Source organism: Parapontixanthobacter aurantiacus, assembly GCF_009827635.1.
In the GTDB taxonomy this organism is placed as follows: Bacteria; Pseudomonadota; Alphaproteobacteria; order Sphingomonadales; family Sphingomonadaceae; genus Parapontixanthobacter; species Parapontixanthobacter aurantiacus.
In genome coordinates, this window is sequence record NZ_WTYW01000003.1 from 324,812 (window position 1) to 339,642 (window position 14,831).

The window sequence follows — 14,831 nt, forward strand, 5'->3', positions numbered from 1 at the left end:
CCGGCCCGGCGGATCAGTCGGAGAATTTCGGCGGTCTCTTCTCGGCGAAAGCGCGTGCGCCTTCCGCAAAATCGGGTCCGGAGAATGCCTGCGCGAAGATGTCGAGGCTTTGCCGGTCTTCCGCCCCTTCGCCGTCGAGCACGCGCTGCACGAAGCGCTTCATCGCCTGGACGGAGCGCGGACTGGCCGCACGGATAGCCTCTGCGACTTCGACGTAATCCTCGGCCACCATCTCGACGAGCCCGATGCGGAGCGCTTCGTCGGCATCGACCGCCATGCCGGTGAAGAGCAGCCGCCGCGCATGACCCGGTCCGACCAGATCGGTCAGCAGCTTCACGTCATGCAGCGGATAGACGAGACCGAGCCGCGCCGGCGTGATCGCGAACCGTGCCGCCGATGTCGCTATGCGCAGATCGCAGGCAAGCGCCAGCCCGCATCCTCCGCCCATGCAGTCGCCCTCGACAAAGGCTAGTGTCGCGCAGCGGGCCCGCGCGAGCTTGCTCTGCACGCGATTGATGGCCGCCTGGTTCGCCGCCGCCCACTCCGGATCGCCGCGATGCTCGCGCATCTGCTTCAGATCGGCACCCGCGCTGAAGGTCCCGCCATTCGCGGAGCGCAGGACGAGGAGGCGGAGCCGGTCGTTCGCCTCGACTTGCCGCAAGAGGATGAAAGCCTCTTCCCACATGGCAAGGTCGATCGCGTTGCGCCGCTCCGGCCGATCGATCAGCAGGTGCGCGCAATCGCCGTCGAGTTCGAGCCGGACCGTCATGAGAGCCAGCGTTGCAACAGATTGTCGAGCGCTGCAACATCGTCGCTCTCCAACGCCAGACCGATCGCCTTGTCCGCCTCCTCGTCCGGCAATTCGCCGAATTTCGTCAGGTGCCGAACCTTGTCGGATACCGAGGCCGCGTCCGGTCGGTCAGCGAGGTTTTCTGCGTCCTGAAGCGCCATGACCGGCAACACTCCGACGCCGGCAATCGCCCAATCGCTTATGGTTTCCGGCAACGCCTCCTCGGATCCCGACATAGCCGCAATGAGGCCGAATTCGCCGTCGAGCAACGTGTCGGAGCCGGTCGCGCCGTAATGGACGTGCAGCGCTGCATCGCGCCCGGTGCGCACGGCATGGTAGGTCTGCCATTGCTCGGTGAGCACGTCTCTTGTCCGGGCGGGAGCGAGCAATCCGGCAACGGCGGCGACATTGCCCAAGGCATTGCGATACTCGATGCCGGCAAATCCGATGAGCGAACCGAAAGCCGCTGCCGTGCCGAACATTCCCGCGGCGGCAGACACGTTCCAGGAGCCTGTGTCGCGCCCGTCGAACAGCGCGGCAATAGCAATGCTCGCCTCGTAGCCGCGGATCGCGGCGTCGAGGCGTTGCTGCATTCCTGCACTCGGCAGGCTTATCGCGGCTGGCCAGATGAACGGGCCGGGACTGATACCGCTCGCCGGGTGGCGGTCGGACAGGCCGAGCGCATTGCCGGGATAGGTCGCTTTCTCCCACGCCGCAGACGAGATCGCTCCGCCCAGCGCACCCGCCTCGTGGGTCCGCGCACCGGCAAGGCAGGCCAGCCAGTCGAGCAGCAGGATGCGGGCAATGCGGCGTTCTTCCTCGCCCGGTTCAGGCGACAGTCGAGCGACGATTGCGGCCAGCATCGTATCGCTCATCGGTCGTCCATCTGTGGAACGTCGCCCGGTTTCCAATCCTGCCCGGCAAAGCGAATGGCCGGTGCGATGTTATGACTTCCGTCCTGCGAGCGCGACAGCAGGCCCCGTTCCGCGACATGGGGCTCGTCGAACGCCTCGCGAAAATCGAGGACCGGGGCGAAGGCGACATCCTTGTCGGCGAACCAGCGGATCCATTCGGCACGGGTCTGCTGGGCGAAGGTCTCTTCGAGAAACGTGATCAAAGGCCCCTGCTGCCCTGCAGGCGCCTCTGCAAACGGAAGGAGATCGGTTCGCTCCAGAGCGGTTAGCAGGTTGCGCGCGAATTTCAGCTCGCGTCCGCCGAGCACGATGTGTTGCGCGTCCTTCGTCTCGTAGACGCGATACAGTGCCGCACCGCCGAGCGATCGCTGATTAGTCGATTGCGGAGCCGCGCCGCCGGCGATCGCGCTGCCCGCAGTATGCGCGCACCACGGCAGAAGCGCGTCGAACATGGCGCAATCGATATAGGCGCCCTCGCCGCTGCGCTCCCTGCCGAACAGCGCCATCGTTACCGCAGCAAGCGCCGTCAGTCCGGCCGCCATGTCCGACGCTGCGACCCCCGGCACGACCGGGCGACCTTCATCGTCGTCATTGACCGCGAGGAAGCCTGCCAGCGCCTGAACCGCCAGATCGTGCGCGGGATGCTGCGACAAAGTGCCGTCCTGTCCGAAGGCCGAGATCGAGCAATAGACGATGTCCGGGCGCAGTTCGCGAACCGCCTCGTATCCGAACCCCAGCCGCGCCATGGTGCCGGGCCGGAACCCCTCGACGAACACGTCCGCCTCGCGAATTAACTGTGCAAGTGCGTCCTTCCCGGCCCCGGTCTTGAGGTCGAGGATCCGCGCTTCCTTGCCGCGGTTGCAGTTTGCGAACCAGATGGAATGGCCGTTCTCGAACGGCTCCTGCATTCTGGCAGGGTCGCCGCCGGGCGGCTCGATCTTCACGACGCGTGCGCCCTGCTCCGCCATCATCATCGTCATCATCGGACCCGGCAGGAACTGGGTCAGATCGACGACCGTCAGGCCGGAGAGCTTGCCGGTCATGGACGGTAACAGCCCGGCATCATGCCGGATTGGCTTTCAGATACTGTTTCGCGATGATCATGCGCTGCATCTCGTTCGTCCCCTCCGCGATGCACATGAACAGCGAGTCGCGATAGAACCGCTCGACGTCATATTCCTTCGAATAGGAGTATCCGCCGAAGACGCGCATGGCTTCCTCGCTGTTCTTCACTGCCGCCTCGGACGCGAAATATTTCGCCATGCCCGCCTCCATGTCGCACCGCTCACCCTTGTCGTAAGCTTCGGCAGCGTCGAGCGTCAGCAGCTTCGCCGCACGTGCGCGGGTCGCCATTTCTCCGAGCTTCAGCTGGATCGCCTGATGCTGTGCGATCGGCTTGCCCATCGTCTCGCGCTGCTGCGCGTAGTCTGCCGCGAGTTTCAGCGTGCCTTCAGCCACCCCCGCTCCGCGCGCTGCGACGTTGATCCGCCCGAGTTCGAGGCCGCCGGTCGCCTGGAAGAAGCCCTGCCCCTCTACCCCGCCGATCAAGTGGTCCTGCGGCACGAGATAATCGTCGAGAATCAATTCCGCCGTATCGATCGACTTGTAGCCGAGCTTGTCGAACTTCTTGCCCGTGGACAGTCCACTTTCGCCCTCCCGCTTGTCGACAATGAACAGGCTGATGCCGCGATAGCGAGGATCGGCGGCGGGATCGGTCTTGGCGAGAAGGGCGAAGCAGGAGCCGTGAATGGCGTTGGTGATCCAGGTTTTGGTGCCGTTGAGGCGATAGCTGCCATCTGCTTGCTGCGCAGCGACCGTGCGGATCGCCTGAAGATCGGTTCCGGCATTGGGTTCGGTCAGCGCTAGACCGCCGCGCAATTCGCCGCTCGCCAGTTTCGGCAGCCATTTTCGCTTCTGGTCCTCAGTCCCGAACCGTTCGATCGCCGCAGCCATGATGAGGTGCGAATTGATGATGCCGGTGACCGCCATCCAGCGGCTCGAAATGGCCATCACGATCTTGGCATAGGTCGTCGCGGGCAGGCCGAGGCCGCCATATTCGCTTGAAATCGTCGCTCCGAACAGCCCCATTTCCGCCATCTGTTCGACGAGCGGACCGGGCCATTCGTCGGCATGGTCGTAGCGCTTGACCGATGGCACCACTTCGCGCGCGACCCATGTCTCGATCGCATCGAGGAAAGCCTGCTCGTCGGCGGGATCGATCGTTCGCACCGCGGAGCCCGGGTCGGCGCGCCCTTGCGCGGAAGGATCGGAGGCGGCAGTGGCCATGGTTGAGGCTCCGTTCGATTGCGTTTCGAGACCTGTCGGCGGGTCCGTCTTATTGACTCGACGCGATGGTGCAAGCGGTTTGGCCCGATCCGCGAATCGAAGCCGGCCGCGTTGCGCTGTCTGCAAAAGGGAAAGGCCGATGGGCGGGAGAATGGTGCTGCTAGGGAGAATTGAACTCCCGACCTCACCCTTACCAAGGGTGCGCTCTACCACTGAGCTACAGCAGCATATCCCGCTTCAATCGGAGCGGCTGCGCTATTGTCAGCATGGCGGACAATGTCAAGCAAAGCTTGGATGCGGCCACCTGATCGCCTAGGAATGATGCATGACCAAACCGGCGGACAGGAACGAACGCGAAGAACGCCTTGCCGCGCAGCTTCGTGCCAATCTGAAGCGGCGCAAGGCACAGGCCCGTGCGATGGACGATGCGACTTTGAGCGAAGCGGAAGACGGCGATGCTCGTGAACGGTCGCCATAGACCTTGCAAATTGGTCTGCCGATTGTAACGCAAGCGCCCGACCCGAACACGAACGACGCATGAAGGCAGGCCCGAACCCATGGCGAAACTGATCCTTGTCCGGCACGGCCAGAGCCAATGGAACCTGGAAAACCGCTTTACCGGTTGGTGGGACGTCGATCTCACCGAAAAGGGCGAGGCGGAAGCCGCCGCTGCCGGAGAGTTGCTGAAGGAGCGCGGCGTCCTGCCGACTGTCGCCTTCACCTCCTTCCAGACGCGGGCGATCCGGACCCTGCACATCGCACTTCACAAGGCCGACCGTCTCTGGATTCCCGAGACGAAGGACTGGCGCCTGAACGAGCGGCACTATGGCGGACTGACGGGTCTCGACAAACAGGAGACGCGCGACCGGCATGGCGACGAACAGGTCCATATCTGGCGGCGCAGCTTCGACGTGCCGCCGCCTGACATCGAGGAGGGCAGCGGCTACGACCTATCGAACGATTCGCGTTATGCCGGCATTCCTGTGCCGAAGGCGGAAAGCCTGAAGCTGACCATCGAGCGGGTCCTGCCCTATTTTACCAGTTCGATCCTGCCGATGCTTTCTGCCGGGGAGACGGTCATCGTCTCGGCGCATGGCAACAGCCTGCGTGCGCTCGTAAAACACCTCTCGAACATTTCGGACGACGACATCACCGGCCTCGAGATTCCGACCGGTCAGCCGATCGTCTACGAGTTCGACGATGCGATGAAGCCCGGCGAACGCTATTATCTCAAGGACGGCTGAATGAACGGCGGAGAGGCGAAAATCGCGATCGTGATGGGCAGCCAGTCCGACTGGCCGACCATGCGCTGCGCTGCCGAGGTGCTGGGCGAGCTGGACGTCGCCTACGATGCGCGCATCGTATCCGCTCACAGGACGCCCGACCGCCTTCATGCATTCGGCAAGGGGGCGGCGGATGAGGGCTTCCATGTCGTGATCGCAGGGGCGGGCGGCGCGGCCCATTTGCCCGGCATGATCGCTGCGCTTACTCACCTGCCCGTGCTCGGCGTTCCGGTACGTTCCAAGGCCCTGTCCGGCCTCGACAGCCTTCTCTCCATTGTTCAGATGCCCGGCGGCGTTCCCACCGGAACGCTGGCAATCGGAGAGGCCGGCGCGACCAATGCCGGTATCCTTGCCGCCTCGATCCTCGCGCTTTCCGATGCGGCGCTCGCCGAACGACTGAAGGCCTATCGCGAGGCGAAAACGCAAGGCGTGGCGGAGCGTCCGACAGACTGATGCTCGCCGTCGGCAGTACCATCGGCATCCTCGGCGGAGGACAGCTTGGGCGAATGCTCGCCGTACCCGCGACGCAGTTCGGCTATCGCGTCGTCACCTATTCGCCGGAAGCCGACAGCGTTGCCGCCGAACTCAGTGCGGACTGGATCGCGAAACCGTGGGACGATGCCGAAGCGATGGCGGACTTCGCGGCCCGATGCGACGTCGTGACCTGGGAATTCGAGAACGTGCCGACCGCCCCGCTGAACGCGATCGCGGACAAGCTCGTCACGCCGGTCCGCGCGCTGGAAGTGGCGCAGGATCGCCTGCTCGAAAAACAATTCGTCGAAGAACTCGGCGGTCGGCCAGCACCTTATGTTGCGCTGGAGGAACATGACGATCTTCGCGGCGCGCTCGAACGGATCGGCACGCCCGGCATCGTGAAGACGCGGCGCGACGGTTATGACGGCAAGGGGCAGTGGCGCATCGATGCGGGCACTTCGCTGTCCTCGCTCAATCTGCCGATGGACCCGCTCATTTACGAAGGTTTCGTGGTTTTCGAAGCGGAATTCTCCGTCATTCTGGTGCGCGGCAAGGATGGCGAAGTCCGCTTCTACGACAGCGCCGCCAACGAGCATCGCTCCGGCATTCTCGCCCGCTCCACCCTGCCCCCACCCGCTGCGATTGCCGGACAGATCGACGAAGCGCGCGCACTCGCCAGGAAGATCGCCGATGCCCTCCAATATGTCGGCGTCCTGACGCTCGAATTCTTCGCGACTGCCGACGGTCCGGTCTTCAACGAGATGGCCCCGCGCGTTCACAATTCGGGCCACTGGTCGATCGAGGGAGCCGTCGCGAGCCAGTTCGAAAACCATATCCGCGCGATCTGCGGCCTGCCCCTGGGCGATACCGCGCTGACGGCAGCGCGCATCGTGATGGACAACATCATCGGCGACGGGTTCGCGGATGCGACGAGCTGCCTCGGGACACGCGACTGCCACCTGCATCTCTACGGCAAGAGCGAAGCGCGAGAGGGCCGCAAGATGGGCCACGTCACCCGGCTCGAGCGCAACGGGGCGGGTGCATGAGCCGCTCCATCTTTCTCGTCTATGCGCGCTCCGCAAATGGGGCGATCGGCAAGGAGGGACGCCTGCCCTGGCATCTGCCCGCCGACCTGAAGCGGTTCAAGGCGCTGACGATGGGTAAGCCGATGATCATGGGGCGCAAGACCTTTCAAAGCCTGCCGGGGCTGTTGCCCGGCCGTCCCCATATTGTGCTGACCCGCCGGACAAGCTGGAAAACGGAAGGCTGCGAACGCGCCCAGTCGCTGGAGGAGGCCCTGGCTCTCGCCTCCAATCATGGTGAGGAGATTGCCGTCATCGGCGGTGCCGCCATCTTCGACGTCTTCCTGCCTCGCGCCGACCGCGTCGAACTGACACAGATCCATGCCGACTTCGACGGCGACGTCTTCATGCCGCCGCTTGGGGCCGAATGGGAAATTGTCGGACGCGAGGATTTTGAGGCAGAGAGCGACAAGCCGGCCTTCTCCTTCCTGACCTATGGCCGGGCCGGCGCGGAACGCAATTCCTGATGCGCTGGCTCGATCATCGCGAGCCGATTCCGGCATCCCTGCGCGGCGCGATCATCGCGCTCGGCAACTTCGACGGTTTCCACAAGGGGCACCAAGCGGTCGCGGGAGAGGCCATCGAGTGGGCGCGGGCCGAGGGACGACCCGCCATCATCGCGACGTTCGACCCTCATCCCGTCCGCTTCTTCAAGCCCGACGTACCGCCCTTTCGCCTGACCACGCTGGAGCAGCGGCAGGAACTTTACCTCGCCGCCGGGGCAAGCGCGATGCTCGTCTTTCACTTCGACGGGCAGTTGGCAGGAACGAGTGCAGAGGATTTCATCGCCGATATCCTCGTCGAACGGTTCGGCGCGCATGGCATCGTGACCGGCGAGGACTTTACCTTCGGCAAGGGCGCCAGGGGCAATGTCGCCATGCTGCGCGACCTCGGCGGCAGGCTGGGCCTCGAAACACGCACCGTCGGAGCAGTGAAGTCGGAGGAGGAGATCATCTCCTCCAGCCGTATCAGGGCGGCCCTGCGCGAAGGGAATTGCGAGGAAGCGACCCGCCTCCTCACCCGCCCTTTCGCCATTCGCGGGATCGTCGAACATGGCGACAAGCGTGGCCGCGAAATCGGCTATCCCACGGCGAACCTTACCATCGAGAACTATCTGCGCCCGCGCTTCGGCATCTATGCGGTGACGGGGCGGATCCTCGCCACAGGCGAGCGGCTGAACGGTGCGGCCAATATCGGCATTCGTCCGCAGTTCGAACCGCCCAAGGAGCTGCTTGAGCCTTATTTCTTCGATTTTACGGGCGATCTCTACGGGCAGGAAATCGAGGTGGCCTTCCACCGCTTCATCCGGCCAGAGGCGAAATTCGACAGCCTGGACGAGCTCGTCGCGCAGATGGAGAAGGATTGCGAGGATGCGCGAAGGGCTCTAAGCGGCGCCCAAGCGAATTAGGGCCAGCATGACCGAGAATACGAAGCGCGATTACAAGGACACCGTCTTCCTGCCGAAGACCGACTTTCCGATGAAGGCCGGCCTGCCGCAGAAGGAGCCGGGCATCGCCGAGCGTTGGGACGAGATCGGCATGTATGAGCGGCTGCGCGAGGCGCGAACAGCCCGCGAGAAGTTCATTCTCCATGACGGTCCGCCCTACGCCAATGGCGACATGCATATCGGCCATGCGCTCAATCACGTGCTGAAGGACGCCGTCGTTCGCACGCAGACGCTGCTCGGCAAGGATGCGCCTTACGTGCCGGGCTGGGACTGTCACGGCTTGCCGATCGAGTGGAAGGTCGAGGAGCAGTATCGCAAAAAGAAGCGCGACAAGAAGGACGTGCCGCCCGCGGAATTCCGCGCCGAATGCCGACAATATGCAGCGCATTGGGTCGAGGTCCAGAAGGAGCAGCTGAAGCGGCTCGGCATTGGCGGGCGCTGGGACAAGCCCTACCTCACCATGCGCCCCGAGGCAGAGGCGCAGATCGTGCGCGAACTCCACAAATTCGCAGAGACAGGGCAGCTCTATCGCGGTGCGAAGCCGGTCATGTGGTCGCCGGTCGAGGAAACCGCGCTGGCCGATGCCGAGGTCGAATATCACGACCTGACCGACAGCCCGCAGATCGACGTCGCCTTCGAGATCATGGAGTCGCCCATTGCGGAGCTGGTCGGCGCGCATGCGGTGATCTGGACGACGACGCCGTGGACGATCCCGGTCAACCAGGCTTTGGCCTATGGGCGGGATGTCGAGTACGAGCTTCTCCATCTCAATCGTTTGCCGAAAGAGAAACGGTTCGGAATCAGTCATATTCTCGTCGCTTCCGACCTGAAAGCAGCGACTTTGGGCCGTCTTGGAATCGATGCTAGGGACGTCCTGACCGATTGGCAGGGCAGCGGCTCCGACCTTGCCGGAACTATGGTTCGCCATCCGATGCAGCATCTCGGCGGGTTCTACGCGACGCCGCGGCCCTTGCTCGCGGGCGATTTCGTCACGACCGACAGCGGCACAGGCCTCGTCCATATGTCCCCCGATCATGGCGAGGACGACTTCGAACTGTGCCGCAAGCACGGCATCGACCCCGTTTTCGCGGTCATGGCGGACGGGCGCTATCGCGACGACTGGCCTTGGCTCGGCGGCGATGACGAACGGCGACGCAGCGTCATCAACAAACCCTTCAACGCGCCCGACGGACCGATCTGCAGCGACCTTCGCGAAGCAGGTGCGCTGCTCTCGGCAAGCGCGGATTACCGCCATTCCTATCCCCATTCCTGGCGCTCCAAGGCCAAGGTCGTCTATCGCTGCACGCCGCAATGGTTCATCGCCATCGACGAGCCGAAGGAACATCTGGACGGCAAATCCCTTCGCGAAACAGCGATGCAGGCGATAGCGGATACCCGCTTCATCCCGGCAAAAGGGCGCAATCGGCTGGCTTCGATGGTCGAGGGCAGGCCCGACTGGCTCATCAGTCGGCAACGGGCCTGGGGCGTTCCCATCGCCCTGTTCGTTCACCGCGAAACGGGCAAACTGCTCGTCGATCGGGAAGTGAACGAGCGCATCGCCGCAGCTATTTCACGTGAAACAGTCGACGCCTGGCACGAGAACAGCGCCGCGGAATTTCTCGGACCGGACCGAAATCCCGAGGAATTCGAGATGGTTACGGACATCCTCGACGTGTGGTTTGATTCCGGATCGACCCATGCCTTCGTCCTTGAAAGCGAGGAGTGGCCCGAATTGTCGAGCCCGGCTGACCTTTACCTCGAAGGCTCCGACCAGCATCGCGGCTGGTTCCAGTCCTCCCTCCTCGAAAGCTGCGGGACGCGCGGCCACGCGCCATACAAGTCCTTGTTAACGCACGGTTTCACGATGGATGCGAAGGGCATGAAAATGTCCAAGTCGCTCGGCAACACCGTCAATCCGCTCACCGTCATGGAGCAATACGGCGCCGATATCATCCGCCTCTGGGCATTGACCGTCGATTACACAGAAGACCACCGGATCGGCGAGGAAATCCTGAAAGGCGTCGGCGATCAGTACCGCAAGTTACGGAATACGTTCCGTTATTTGCTCGGTGCGCTGCCCGAACGGGACGAATTGCACAATGGCACCGAGAAGGGGTCTAGCGGCACCTACGCCCCCATCGCGGTCGGTGAGCTACCCGAACTCGAACGCTATATGCTCGGCGAACTGGCAGCCCTCGACGAACGCCTTCGCCAGGCCGTCGCCGATTACGATTTCGGAGCCTATGTCCGCGCGCTGACCGAATTCGCGAGCGAAGATCTTTCCGCCTTCTATTTCGACATCCGCAAGGACTGCCTCTATTGCGACGGCCCCGCGGATCCCAAGCGCGAGGCCTATCTCGCGGTGCTCGACGTGCTGTTTCACGCGCTCGTCCGCTATGCCGCGCCGGTCCTCGTCTTCACGGCCGAGGAAGTCTGGACGACGCGCTATCCGCAAACCGTCGATGAAGGCGGCAGCGTTCACCTGCTCGAATGGCCGGTTTTGCCCGACGTCAGCGGCATGGACACCGCCCGCTGGGAAGCTCTGCGCGCATTGCGCGAGGACGTGATGGAAGCGATCGAGCCGCTGCGCCGCGAGAAGATCATCCGGTCCGGGCTGGAAGCCGAAGTCACCGTGCCCGAAAGCGCCGTTCCCGCAGGCTTCGACGATGCGGAACTTGCCGAACTGTTCATCACCGCGTCAGTCGAGCGGGGGCAGGAAATCGCCGTGACGAAGACCGACAATCACAAATGCGGCCGCTGCTGGCGCTTGCTGCCCAGCGTTCCCGAGGACGGGGCGCTGTGCGACCGCTGCGAGGACGTCGTCGCGCAGCTGGACGAAGCGGCATGACACGCATCGCCAAATATCGCGTCTATGGCCTCGCTTTGGCAGCGATTATCTTCATCCTCGACCAGGGGTTGAAGGCCTATGTCACGGGACCGCTCAATCTGCGCGAGGAGCGGGTCATCGAACTGATCCCGTTCTTCGATCTGCGCTGGACGCAGAATTACGGCGTCTCGCTCGGCATGTTCGAGGCGACCAGCATCGAGATGCGCTGGGCGCTCGTCCTTGTCACCGCCGCGATCGCTTGCGTCGTGACGGTCTGGATGCTGCGCGAGAAGCTGCTCGGCGATATCATCGCGCTCGCCATGATCTTGGGCGGCGCGCTCGGCAATATCGTCGATCGCTATTCGCTCGGCTACGTCATCGATTATGCCGATCTGCATTTCGGCGAGTTCCGCCCCTTCCTGATCTTCAACCTGGCCGATGCCGCCATTACCATCGGCGTCGTAATCATCCTTGTGCGCGCCTTCTTCGTCCGTCAGAATGACGACGTTGCGAAGGCGTCCGCGAAAGACGACACGCCGACCCATGCGCCCCGTGGCGCGGAGAACTGATATGACGAATATGAGCAAATTCGCGCTTGCGGGCGCTCTTTCCCTCGGCCTTGCCGCCTGCGGCAGCACCGGCTTTCTCGAGCGCGAACGGCCCGACGAATTCGCCGTGCAGCGTCAGGCGCCGCTCGTCGTGCCGCCGGACTTCAACGTCGTTCCGCCCTCCCAGGGTGCGCCGCGCCCTGCCGATTCGGCAGCGGAGCAGACGCTCGAGGCATTGTTCGGCGGAACCGCACCGCGCAGCGGCGTGGAAACCAGCGCGCTCGACCGCGCCGGTGCAGCGGAAGCGGGCATCCGGTCCTCCGTCGGCGATCCGGAAACCAACACCGTCGCCAAGGGCACGGTGACGCGCGACATCATCGCCGCCCCTTCGGGCAACGGCCAGTTCGCGCAGGCAGTCATCCCGCAATAGGGCGCATGGTAAGGACACCGACCCCCCGCGCCGCCGGTGCGCAGGTGGACCGGCGGTGAGCCTTGCCTGCGAAACCTGTCCGGTCCGCGACCGGGCCGCCTGTTCCGTCCTCGACGAGGCCGGGCGCGACGAACTGTCCCGCATCGGCAGGCATCGCACGCTGCGCGCCGGAGAGACACTGTTCGCCGCGGGCGAAGCCACCGATGTCTGTGCCACGCTGATCGACGGAGCGCTGAAGGTCACGCGCTTCGATGCGGAGGGGCACGAGACGATCCTTGCCCTCGTTCATCCGGCGGGCTTCGTGGGCGAGTTGTTCCAGCCGTTCAGCGATTTTGACGTGGTGGCCCTGACTGAGTGCCGCTTGTGCGTCTTTGCCGATCGCGACTTCGACGCGGCGATTGCCGCGCATCCGGAACTCGCGCGGGCATTGCTGCGGCGCACGCAGGAGGAACTGCACGCCAGCCGGGCCATGCAATCGCTGGTGATGGCCGGATCGGGCAAGGCGCGGGTCGCCGCGCTGCTCTGGAAATTTGCCGAGAGCGCCAGCGACTCGCCGTGTCACCCGGCGGCGAGGTTCGAATTGCCGCTATCGCGGGGCGAGATGGCCGACATGCTCGGCCTCACCATCGAGACCGTCAGCCGCCAGCTGACCGCACTCGAACAGGAAGGCGCGATAAGGCGCGAGGGCAAACGCGGGATCGAATTGCTCGACCCCGCGCGCCTCTCCCACCTGTTCGACTGAGTTGCCGCCTCAGACGGTTGCCGCGATGATGACAATAGCGATGGCCCAGCCGAGGATGAGGACGGGCAGGACCAGCATCTGGACCGCCGCATCGAGACCTTCGCAGCGCCCGGTATGGGTCGCGATGCCGCGGCGCATCAGCTGCTCGACGGTCATGGCCTTCTGGCCGCTATCGGGGGCGAGGCGGGTCCAGATGGCCGGAACGGCGAACCCCGCGATGATGAAGAAAGCGAAGATCGCCATCGGGATGACGAGACCGGGACTTTGCAGGCCGATGCCGAGCACGCCGATGAAGCCGAGAAACGCTGCCACCATCGCACCGTAGAGTGCGCGCGGCATTTCGAAACTACGATCGACCTCCGGCAGGGCTGGCTGCGGCGCGACCTCGATCGCGGGCAGGATCTTCGCATGCTGGGCAATGCGTTCGCGGACGAGATATCTGGACATGGCCTGTGCTCCTTCGTTTGCAGGAGCATCGTTAGGCCCTTCGCGAACCCGGCTCTTTGATCTCGATCAAATCCCCTGACGGGGCGCTGATTTTTATTGATTGATGTTGCGTCCTGTCTGGCGGTCCGGCGCTCAGTCGAGTTCGCAATCCATCACTTCGAGCGAGCGCGAATTGCCTTGTGCGACACTTTGTGCAGCGTCAGTCCTCCGAAGCGTCGACCGGGCTCACCAGTAGCTTGTCGATCCGGCGACCGTCCATGTCCACCACCTCGAAGCGCCAGCCATGCTGCTCGAACGATTCGCCTTCCTGCGGCAGTTTCTTGAGGACGGCGAGGACGAAGCCCGCCGCGGTCGCGAATTCGCGGTCCTCGCCATATTCGATGTCGAGCCGGTTCGCGAGCGTATCGGCCGGAAGACCGCCCGAAACGAGAAGGGAGCCGTCGGCCCGCTCGACGATCGTCGGCACTTCGCCGTCGTCGCTGTCGCTCGCGAAACTGCCGACCATCGCGGTCAGCAGGTCTGCAGGCGTGATGATCCCGTCGAGATGGCCGTATTCGTCATGCACCATCGCTATCGCCACTTCGCCCTGCTGAAGGACGCGCAGGGCATCGACGGCATCGAGCTGGTCCGGGACGATCTCGGCTCGCTTCATCATCTGGGCAACGGGCGCATCGTTTCCCTTCACCCACTCGGCGAGCATGTCGCGGACCTTGACGACTCCCACCACCTTGTCCGCCGTGCCGTCGCCCACCGGCAGGAGCGAGTGGGAGGAGGAGAAGATCGTCTCGCGGATTGTCTCGGGGTCGGCGCTCAGATCGAGCCAGTCGAGTTCGGTGCGCGGCGTCATGAGTTCGCGCACGGGCCGTTCGGCGAGGCGCACGACGCCAGCGAGCATCTGGTGCTGCTCGGTCTCGATGACGCCCGAGCGGGTGGCGTCAGCGAAGATCATGTGCAGTTCTTCCGCCGTGACACTGGCCTGCCCGCTCGGCCTGACGCCGAGCAGGCGGATGAGGACGCCGGAGGATTTGTCGAGCAACCAGACGACCGGCGCGGCGATCTTTGCGAGCAGGGCCATGGGCGCCGCCATGAAGATGGCAATCGGCCCGGCGAGCCGCAGGGCAAGCTGCTTCGGCACGAGTTCGCCCACCACCACGCTGAAATAGGTGGTCAGGCTGATTACGACCACGAAGGCTACCTCACGCGAGATGTCCGCCGGAATTCCGATCGCAGCGAGTCGTTCGCCCACCGGACCTTCGAGGCTGGCCCCCGAAAAAGCTCCGGTGAGGATCGCGATAAGCGTAATCCCGATCTGCACGGTGGAGAGAAATTTGCCCGGATCCGCCGCAAGGTCGAGCGCGGTTTGCGCGCCCGCACGCCCCTTCTTGGCAGCCGAACGCAGCCGCGAGGTGCGGGCCGAAACGATCGCCAGCTCTGACATGGCGAAGACGCCGTTGAGCAAGATCAGCCCGGCGATGATGAACAGGTCTGTCCAGGGAAACGGGGTCACGATTGGGTCTCGCTAGCAGAAATCGCACTCGATGCCAGCCGCATCGACGGGCGC

The 14,831-nt window shown here is 64.1% G+C and carries 16 protein-coding genes and 1 tRNA gene; 10 read left to right on the top strand and 7 right to left on the bottom strand.

Going from position 1 to position 14,831, the window contains the following annotated elements; translation table 11 throughout:
• Window positions 1-13: 13 nt before the first annotated feature.
• The 5 genes from GRI38_RS11905 to GRI38_RS11925 all read right to left on the bottom strand — a co-directional run bounded on the left by GRI38_RS11905 (window position 14) and on the right by GRI38_RS11925 (window position 4,217).
• On the bottom strand, window positions 14-769 hold the full coding sequence (locus tag GRI38_RS11905; protein WP_160684199.1) for an enoyl-CoA hydratase/isomerase family protein: 756 nt from the start codon (window positions 767-769) through the stop codon (window positions 14-16).
• Complete coding sequence (locus GRI38_RS11910; protein WP_160684202.1) at window positions 766-1,665, bottom strand: MmgE/PrpD family protein; 900 nt, start codon at window positions 1,663-1,665, stop codon at window positions 766-768. Before GRI38_RS11910 ends, GRI38_RS11905 begins: the two co-directional genes overlap by 4 nt.
• On the bottom strand, window positions 1,662-2,747 hold the full coding sequence (locus tag GRI38_RS11915) for a CaiB/BaiF CoA transferase family protein (protein WP_160684205.1): 1,086 nt from the start codon (window positions 2,745-2,747) through the stop codon (window positions 1,662-1,664). Before GRI38_RS11915 ends, GRI38_RS11910 begins: the two co-directional genes overlap by 4 nt.
• 19 nt (window positions 2,748-2,766) lie before the next feature.
• Window positions 2,767-3,990 (bottom strand): acyl-CoA dehydrogenase family protein, encoded by a 1,224-nt coding sequence (locus GRI38_RS11920; RefSeq protein WP_160684208.1) that lies wholly within the window; start codon window positions 3,988-3,990, stop codon window positions 2,767-2,769.
• 152 nt (window positions 3,991-4,142) lie between these two features.
• Window positions 4,143-4,217: transfer RNA gene (locus tag GRI38_RS11925), tRNA-Thr, on the bottom strand.
• A gap of 98 nt (window positions 4,218-4,315) precedes the next feature.
• Here GRI38_RS11925 and GRI38_RS13975 point away from each other — a divergent pair.
• From GRI38_RS13975 to GRI38_RS11970, 10 genes are all read left to right on the top strand, one after another.
• Window positions 4,316-4,468 carry a hypothetical protein gene (locus tag GRI38_RS13975; RefSeq protein WP_202389972.1) on the top strand — a complete coding sequence of 51 codons (153 nt, stop codon included), beginning with the start codon at window positions 4,316-4,318 and terminating at the stop codon, window positions 4,466-4,468.
• A gap of 79 nt (window positions 4,469-4,547) precedes the next feature.
• A complete protein-coding gene (gene gpmA / locus GRI38_RS11930) occupies window positions 4,548-5,234 on the top strand; it encodes a 2,3-diphosphoglycerate-dependent phosphoglycerate mutase (protein ID WP_160684211.1) in 687 nt (228 codons plus the stop codon).
• Complete coding sequence (purE, locus tag GRI38_RS11935) at window positions 5,235-5,726, top strand: 5-(carboxyamino)imidazole ribonucleotide mutase (protein ID WP_160684214.1); 492 nt, start codon at window positions 5,235-5,237, stop codon at window positions 5,724-5,726.
• Window positions 5,726-6,793 (top strand): 5-(carboxyamino)imidazole ribonucleotide synthase, encoded by a 1,068-nt coding sequence (locus GRI38_RS11940; protein WP_160684217.1) that lies wholly within the window; start codon window positions 5,726-5,728, stop codon window positions 6,791-6,793. Before purE ends, GRI38_RS11940 begins: the two co-directional genes overlap by 1 nt.
• Entirely contained in the window at window positions 6,790-7,296 is a 507-nt protein-coding gene (locus GRI38_RS11945; RefSeq protein WP_160684220.1) for a dihydrofolate reductase, read from the top strand. The genes GRI38_RS11940 and GRI38_RS11945 overlap by 4 nt, the downstream gene beginning before the upstream one ends.
• Window positions 7,296-8,237, top strand: coding sequence for a bifunctional riboflavin kinase/FAD synthetase (locus GRI38_RS11950; protein WP_160684223.1), 942 nt, complete (start codon window positions 7,296-7,298; stop codon window positions 8,235-8,237). Before GRI38_RS11945 ends, GRI38_RS11950 begins: the two co-directional genes overlap by 1 nt.
• A 7-nt stretch (window positions 8,238-8,244) precedes the next feature.
• Window positions 8,245-11,124 (top strand): isoleucine--tRNA ligase, encoded by a 2,880-nt coding sequence (gene ileS / locus GRI38_RS11955; protein WP_160684226.1) that lies wholly within the window; start codon window positions 8,245-8,247, stop codon window positions 11,122-11,124.
• Window positions 11,121-11,672 carry a signal peptidase II gene (gene lspA / locus GRI38_RS11960; RefSeq protein ID WP_160684229.1) on the top strand — a complete coding sequence of 184 codons (552 nt, stop codon included), beginning with the start codon at window positions 11,121-11,123 and terminating at the stop codon, window positions 11,670-11,672. The genes ileS and lspA overlap by 4 nt, the downstream gene beginning before the upstream one ends.
• A 1-nt stretch (window position 11,673) precedes the next feature.
• Window positions 11,674-12,081, top strand: a complete 408-nt coding sequence (locus GRI38_RS11965; protein ID WP_160684232.1) for a DUF3035 domain-containing protein — start codon at window positions 11,674-11,676, stop codon at window positions 12,079-12,081.
• Between the two features lie 55 nt (window positions 12,082-12,136).
• Window positions 12,137-12,823 (top strand): helix-turn-helix domain-containing protein, encoded by a 687-nt coding sequence (locus tag GRI38_RS11970; protein ID WP_160684235.1) that lies wholly within the window; start codon window positions 12,137-12,139, stop codon window positions 12,821-12,823.
• A gap of 9 nt (window positions 12,824-12,832) precedes the next feature.
• Here the strand turns inward: GRI38_RS11970 and GRI38_RS11975 are convergent, their stop codons facing one another.
• Window positions 12,833-13,270 carry a hypothetical protein gene (locus GRI38_RS11975; protein WP_160684238.1) on the bottom strand — a complete coding sequence of 146 codons (438 nt, stop codon included), beginning with the start codon at window positions 13,268-13,270 and terminating at the stop codon, window positions 12,833-12,835.
• Between the two features lie 199 nt (window positions 13,271-13,469).
• The gene (locus tag GRI38_RS11980) at window positions 13,470-14,777 is read right to left on the bottom strand and encodes a CNNM domain-containing protein (RefSeq protein WP_160684241.1); all 1,308 of its coding nucleotides are present in this window, start codon (window positions 14,775-14,777) and stop codon (window positions 13,470-13,472) included.
• Between the last annotated feature and the right edge of the window lie 54 nt (window positions 14,778-14,831).

What these genes read in the sequence shown, in the direction of transcription:
- GRI38_RS11905 (WP_160684199.1), bottom strand. Translation starts at nt 769, where the DNA reads ATGACGGTCCGGCTCGAACTCGACGGCGATTGCGCGCACCTGCTGATC.
- GRI38_RS11910 (WP_160684202.1), bottom strand. Translation starts at nt 1,665, where the DNA reads ATGAGCGATACGATGCTGGCCGCAATCGTCGCTCGACTGTCGCCTGAA.
- GRI38_RS11915 (WP_160684205.1), bottom strand. Translation starts at nt 2,747, where the DNA reads ATGACCGGCAAGCTCTCCGGCCTGACGGTCGTCGATCTGACCCAGTTC.
- GRI38_RS11920 (WP_160684208.1), bottom strand. Translation starts at nt 3,990, where the DNA reads ATGGCCACTGCCGCCTCCGATCCTTCCGCGCAAGGGCGCGCCGACCCG.
- GRI38_RS13975 (WP_202389972.1), top strand. Translation starts at nt 4,316, where the DNA reads ATGACCAAACCGGCGGACAGGAACGAACGCGAAGAACGCCTTGCCGCG.
- gpmA (WP_160684211.1), top strand. Translation starts at nt 4,548, where the DNA reads ATGGCGAAACTGATCCTTGTCCGGCACGGCCAGAGCCAATGGAACCTG.
- purE (WP_160684214.1), top strand. Translation starts at nt 5,235, where the DNA reads ATGAACGGCGGAGAGGCGAAAATCGCGATCGTGATGGGCAGCCAGTCC.
- GRI38_RS11940 (WP_160684217.1), top strand. Translation starts at nt 5,726, where the DNA reads ATGCTCGCCGTCGGCAGTACCATCGGCATCCTCGGCGGAGGACAGCTT.
- GRI38_RS11945 (WP_160684220.1), top strand. Translation starts at nt 6,790, where the DNA reads ATGAGCCGCTCCATCTTTCTCGTCTATGCGCGCTCCGCAAATGGGGCG.
- GRI38_RS11950 (WP_160684223.1), top strand. Translation starts at nt 7,296, where the DNA reads ATGCGCTGGCTCGATCATCGCGAGCCGATTCCGGCATCCCTGCGCGGC.
- ileS (WP_160684226.1), top strand. Translation starts at nt 8,245, where the DNA reads ATGACCGAGAATACGAAGCGCGATTACAAGGACACCGTCTTCCTGCCG.
- lspA (WP_160684229.1), top strand. Translation starts at nt 11,121, where the DNA reads ATGACACGCATCGCCAAATATCGCGTCTATGGCCTCGCTTTGGCAGCG.
- GRI38_RS11965 (WP_160684232.1), top strand. Translation starts at nt 11,674, where the DNA reads ATGACGAATATGAGCAAATTCGCGCTTGCGGGCGCTCTTTCCCTCGGC.
- GRI38_RS11975 (WP_160684238.1), bottom strand. Translation starts at nt 13,270, where the DNA reads ATGTCCAGATATCTCGTCCGCGAACGCATTGCCCAGCATGCGAAGATC.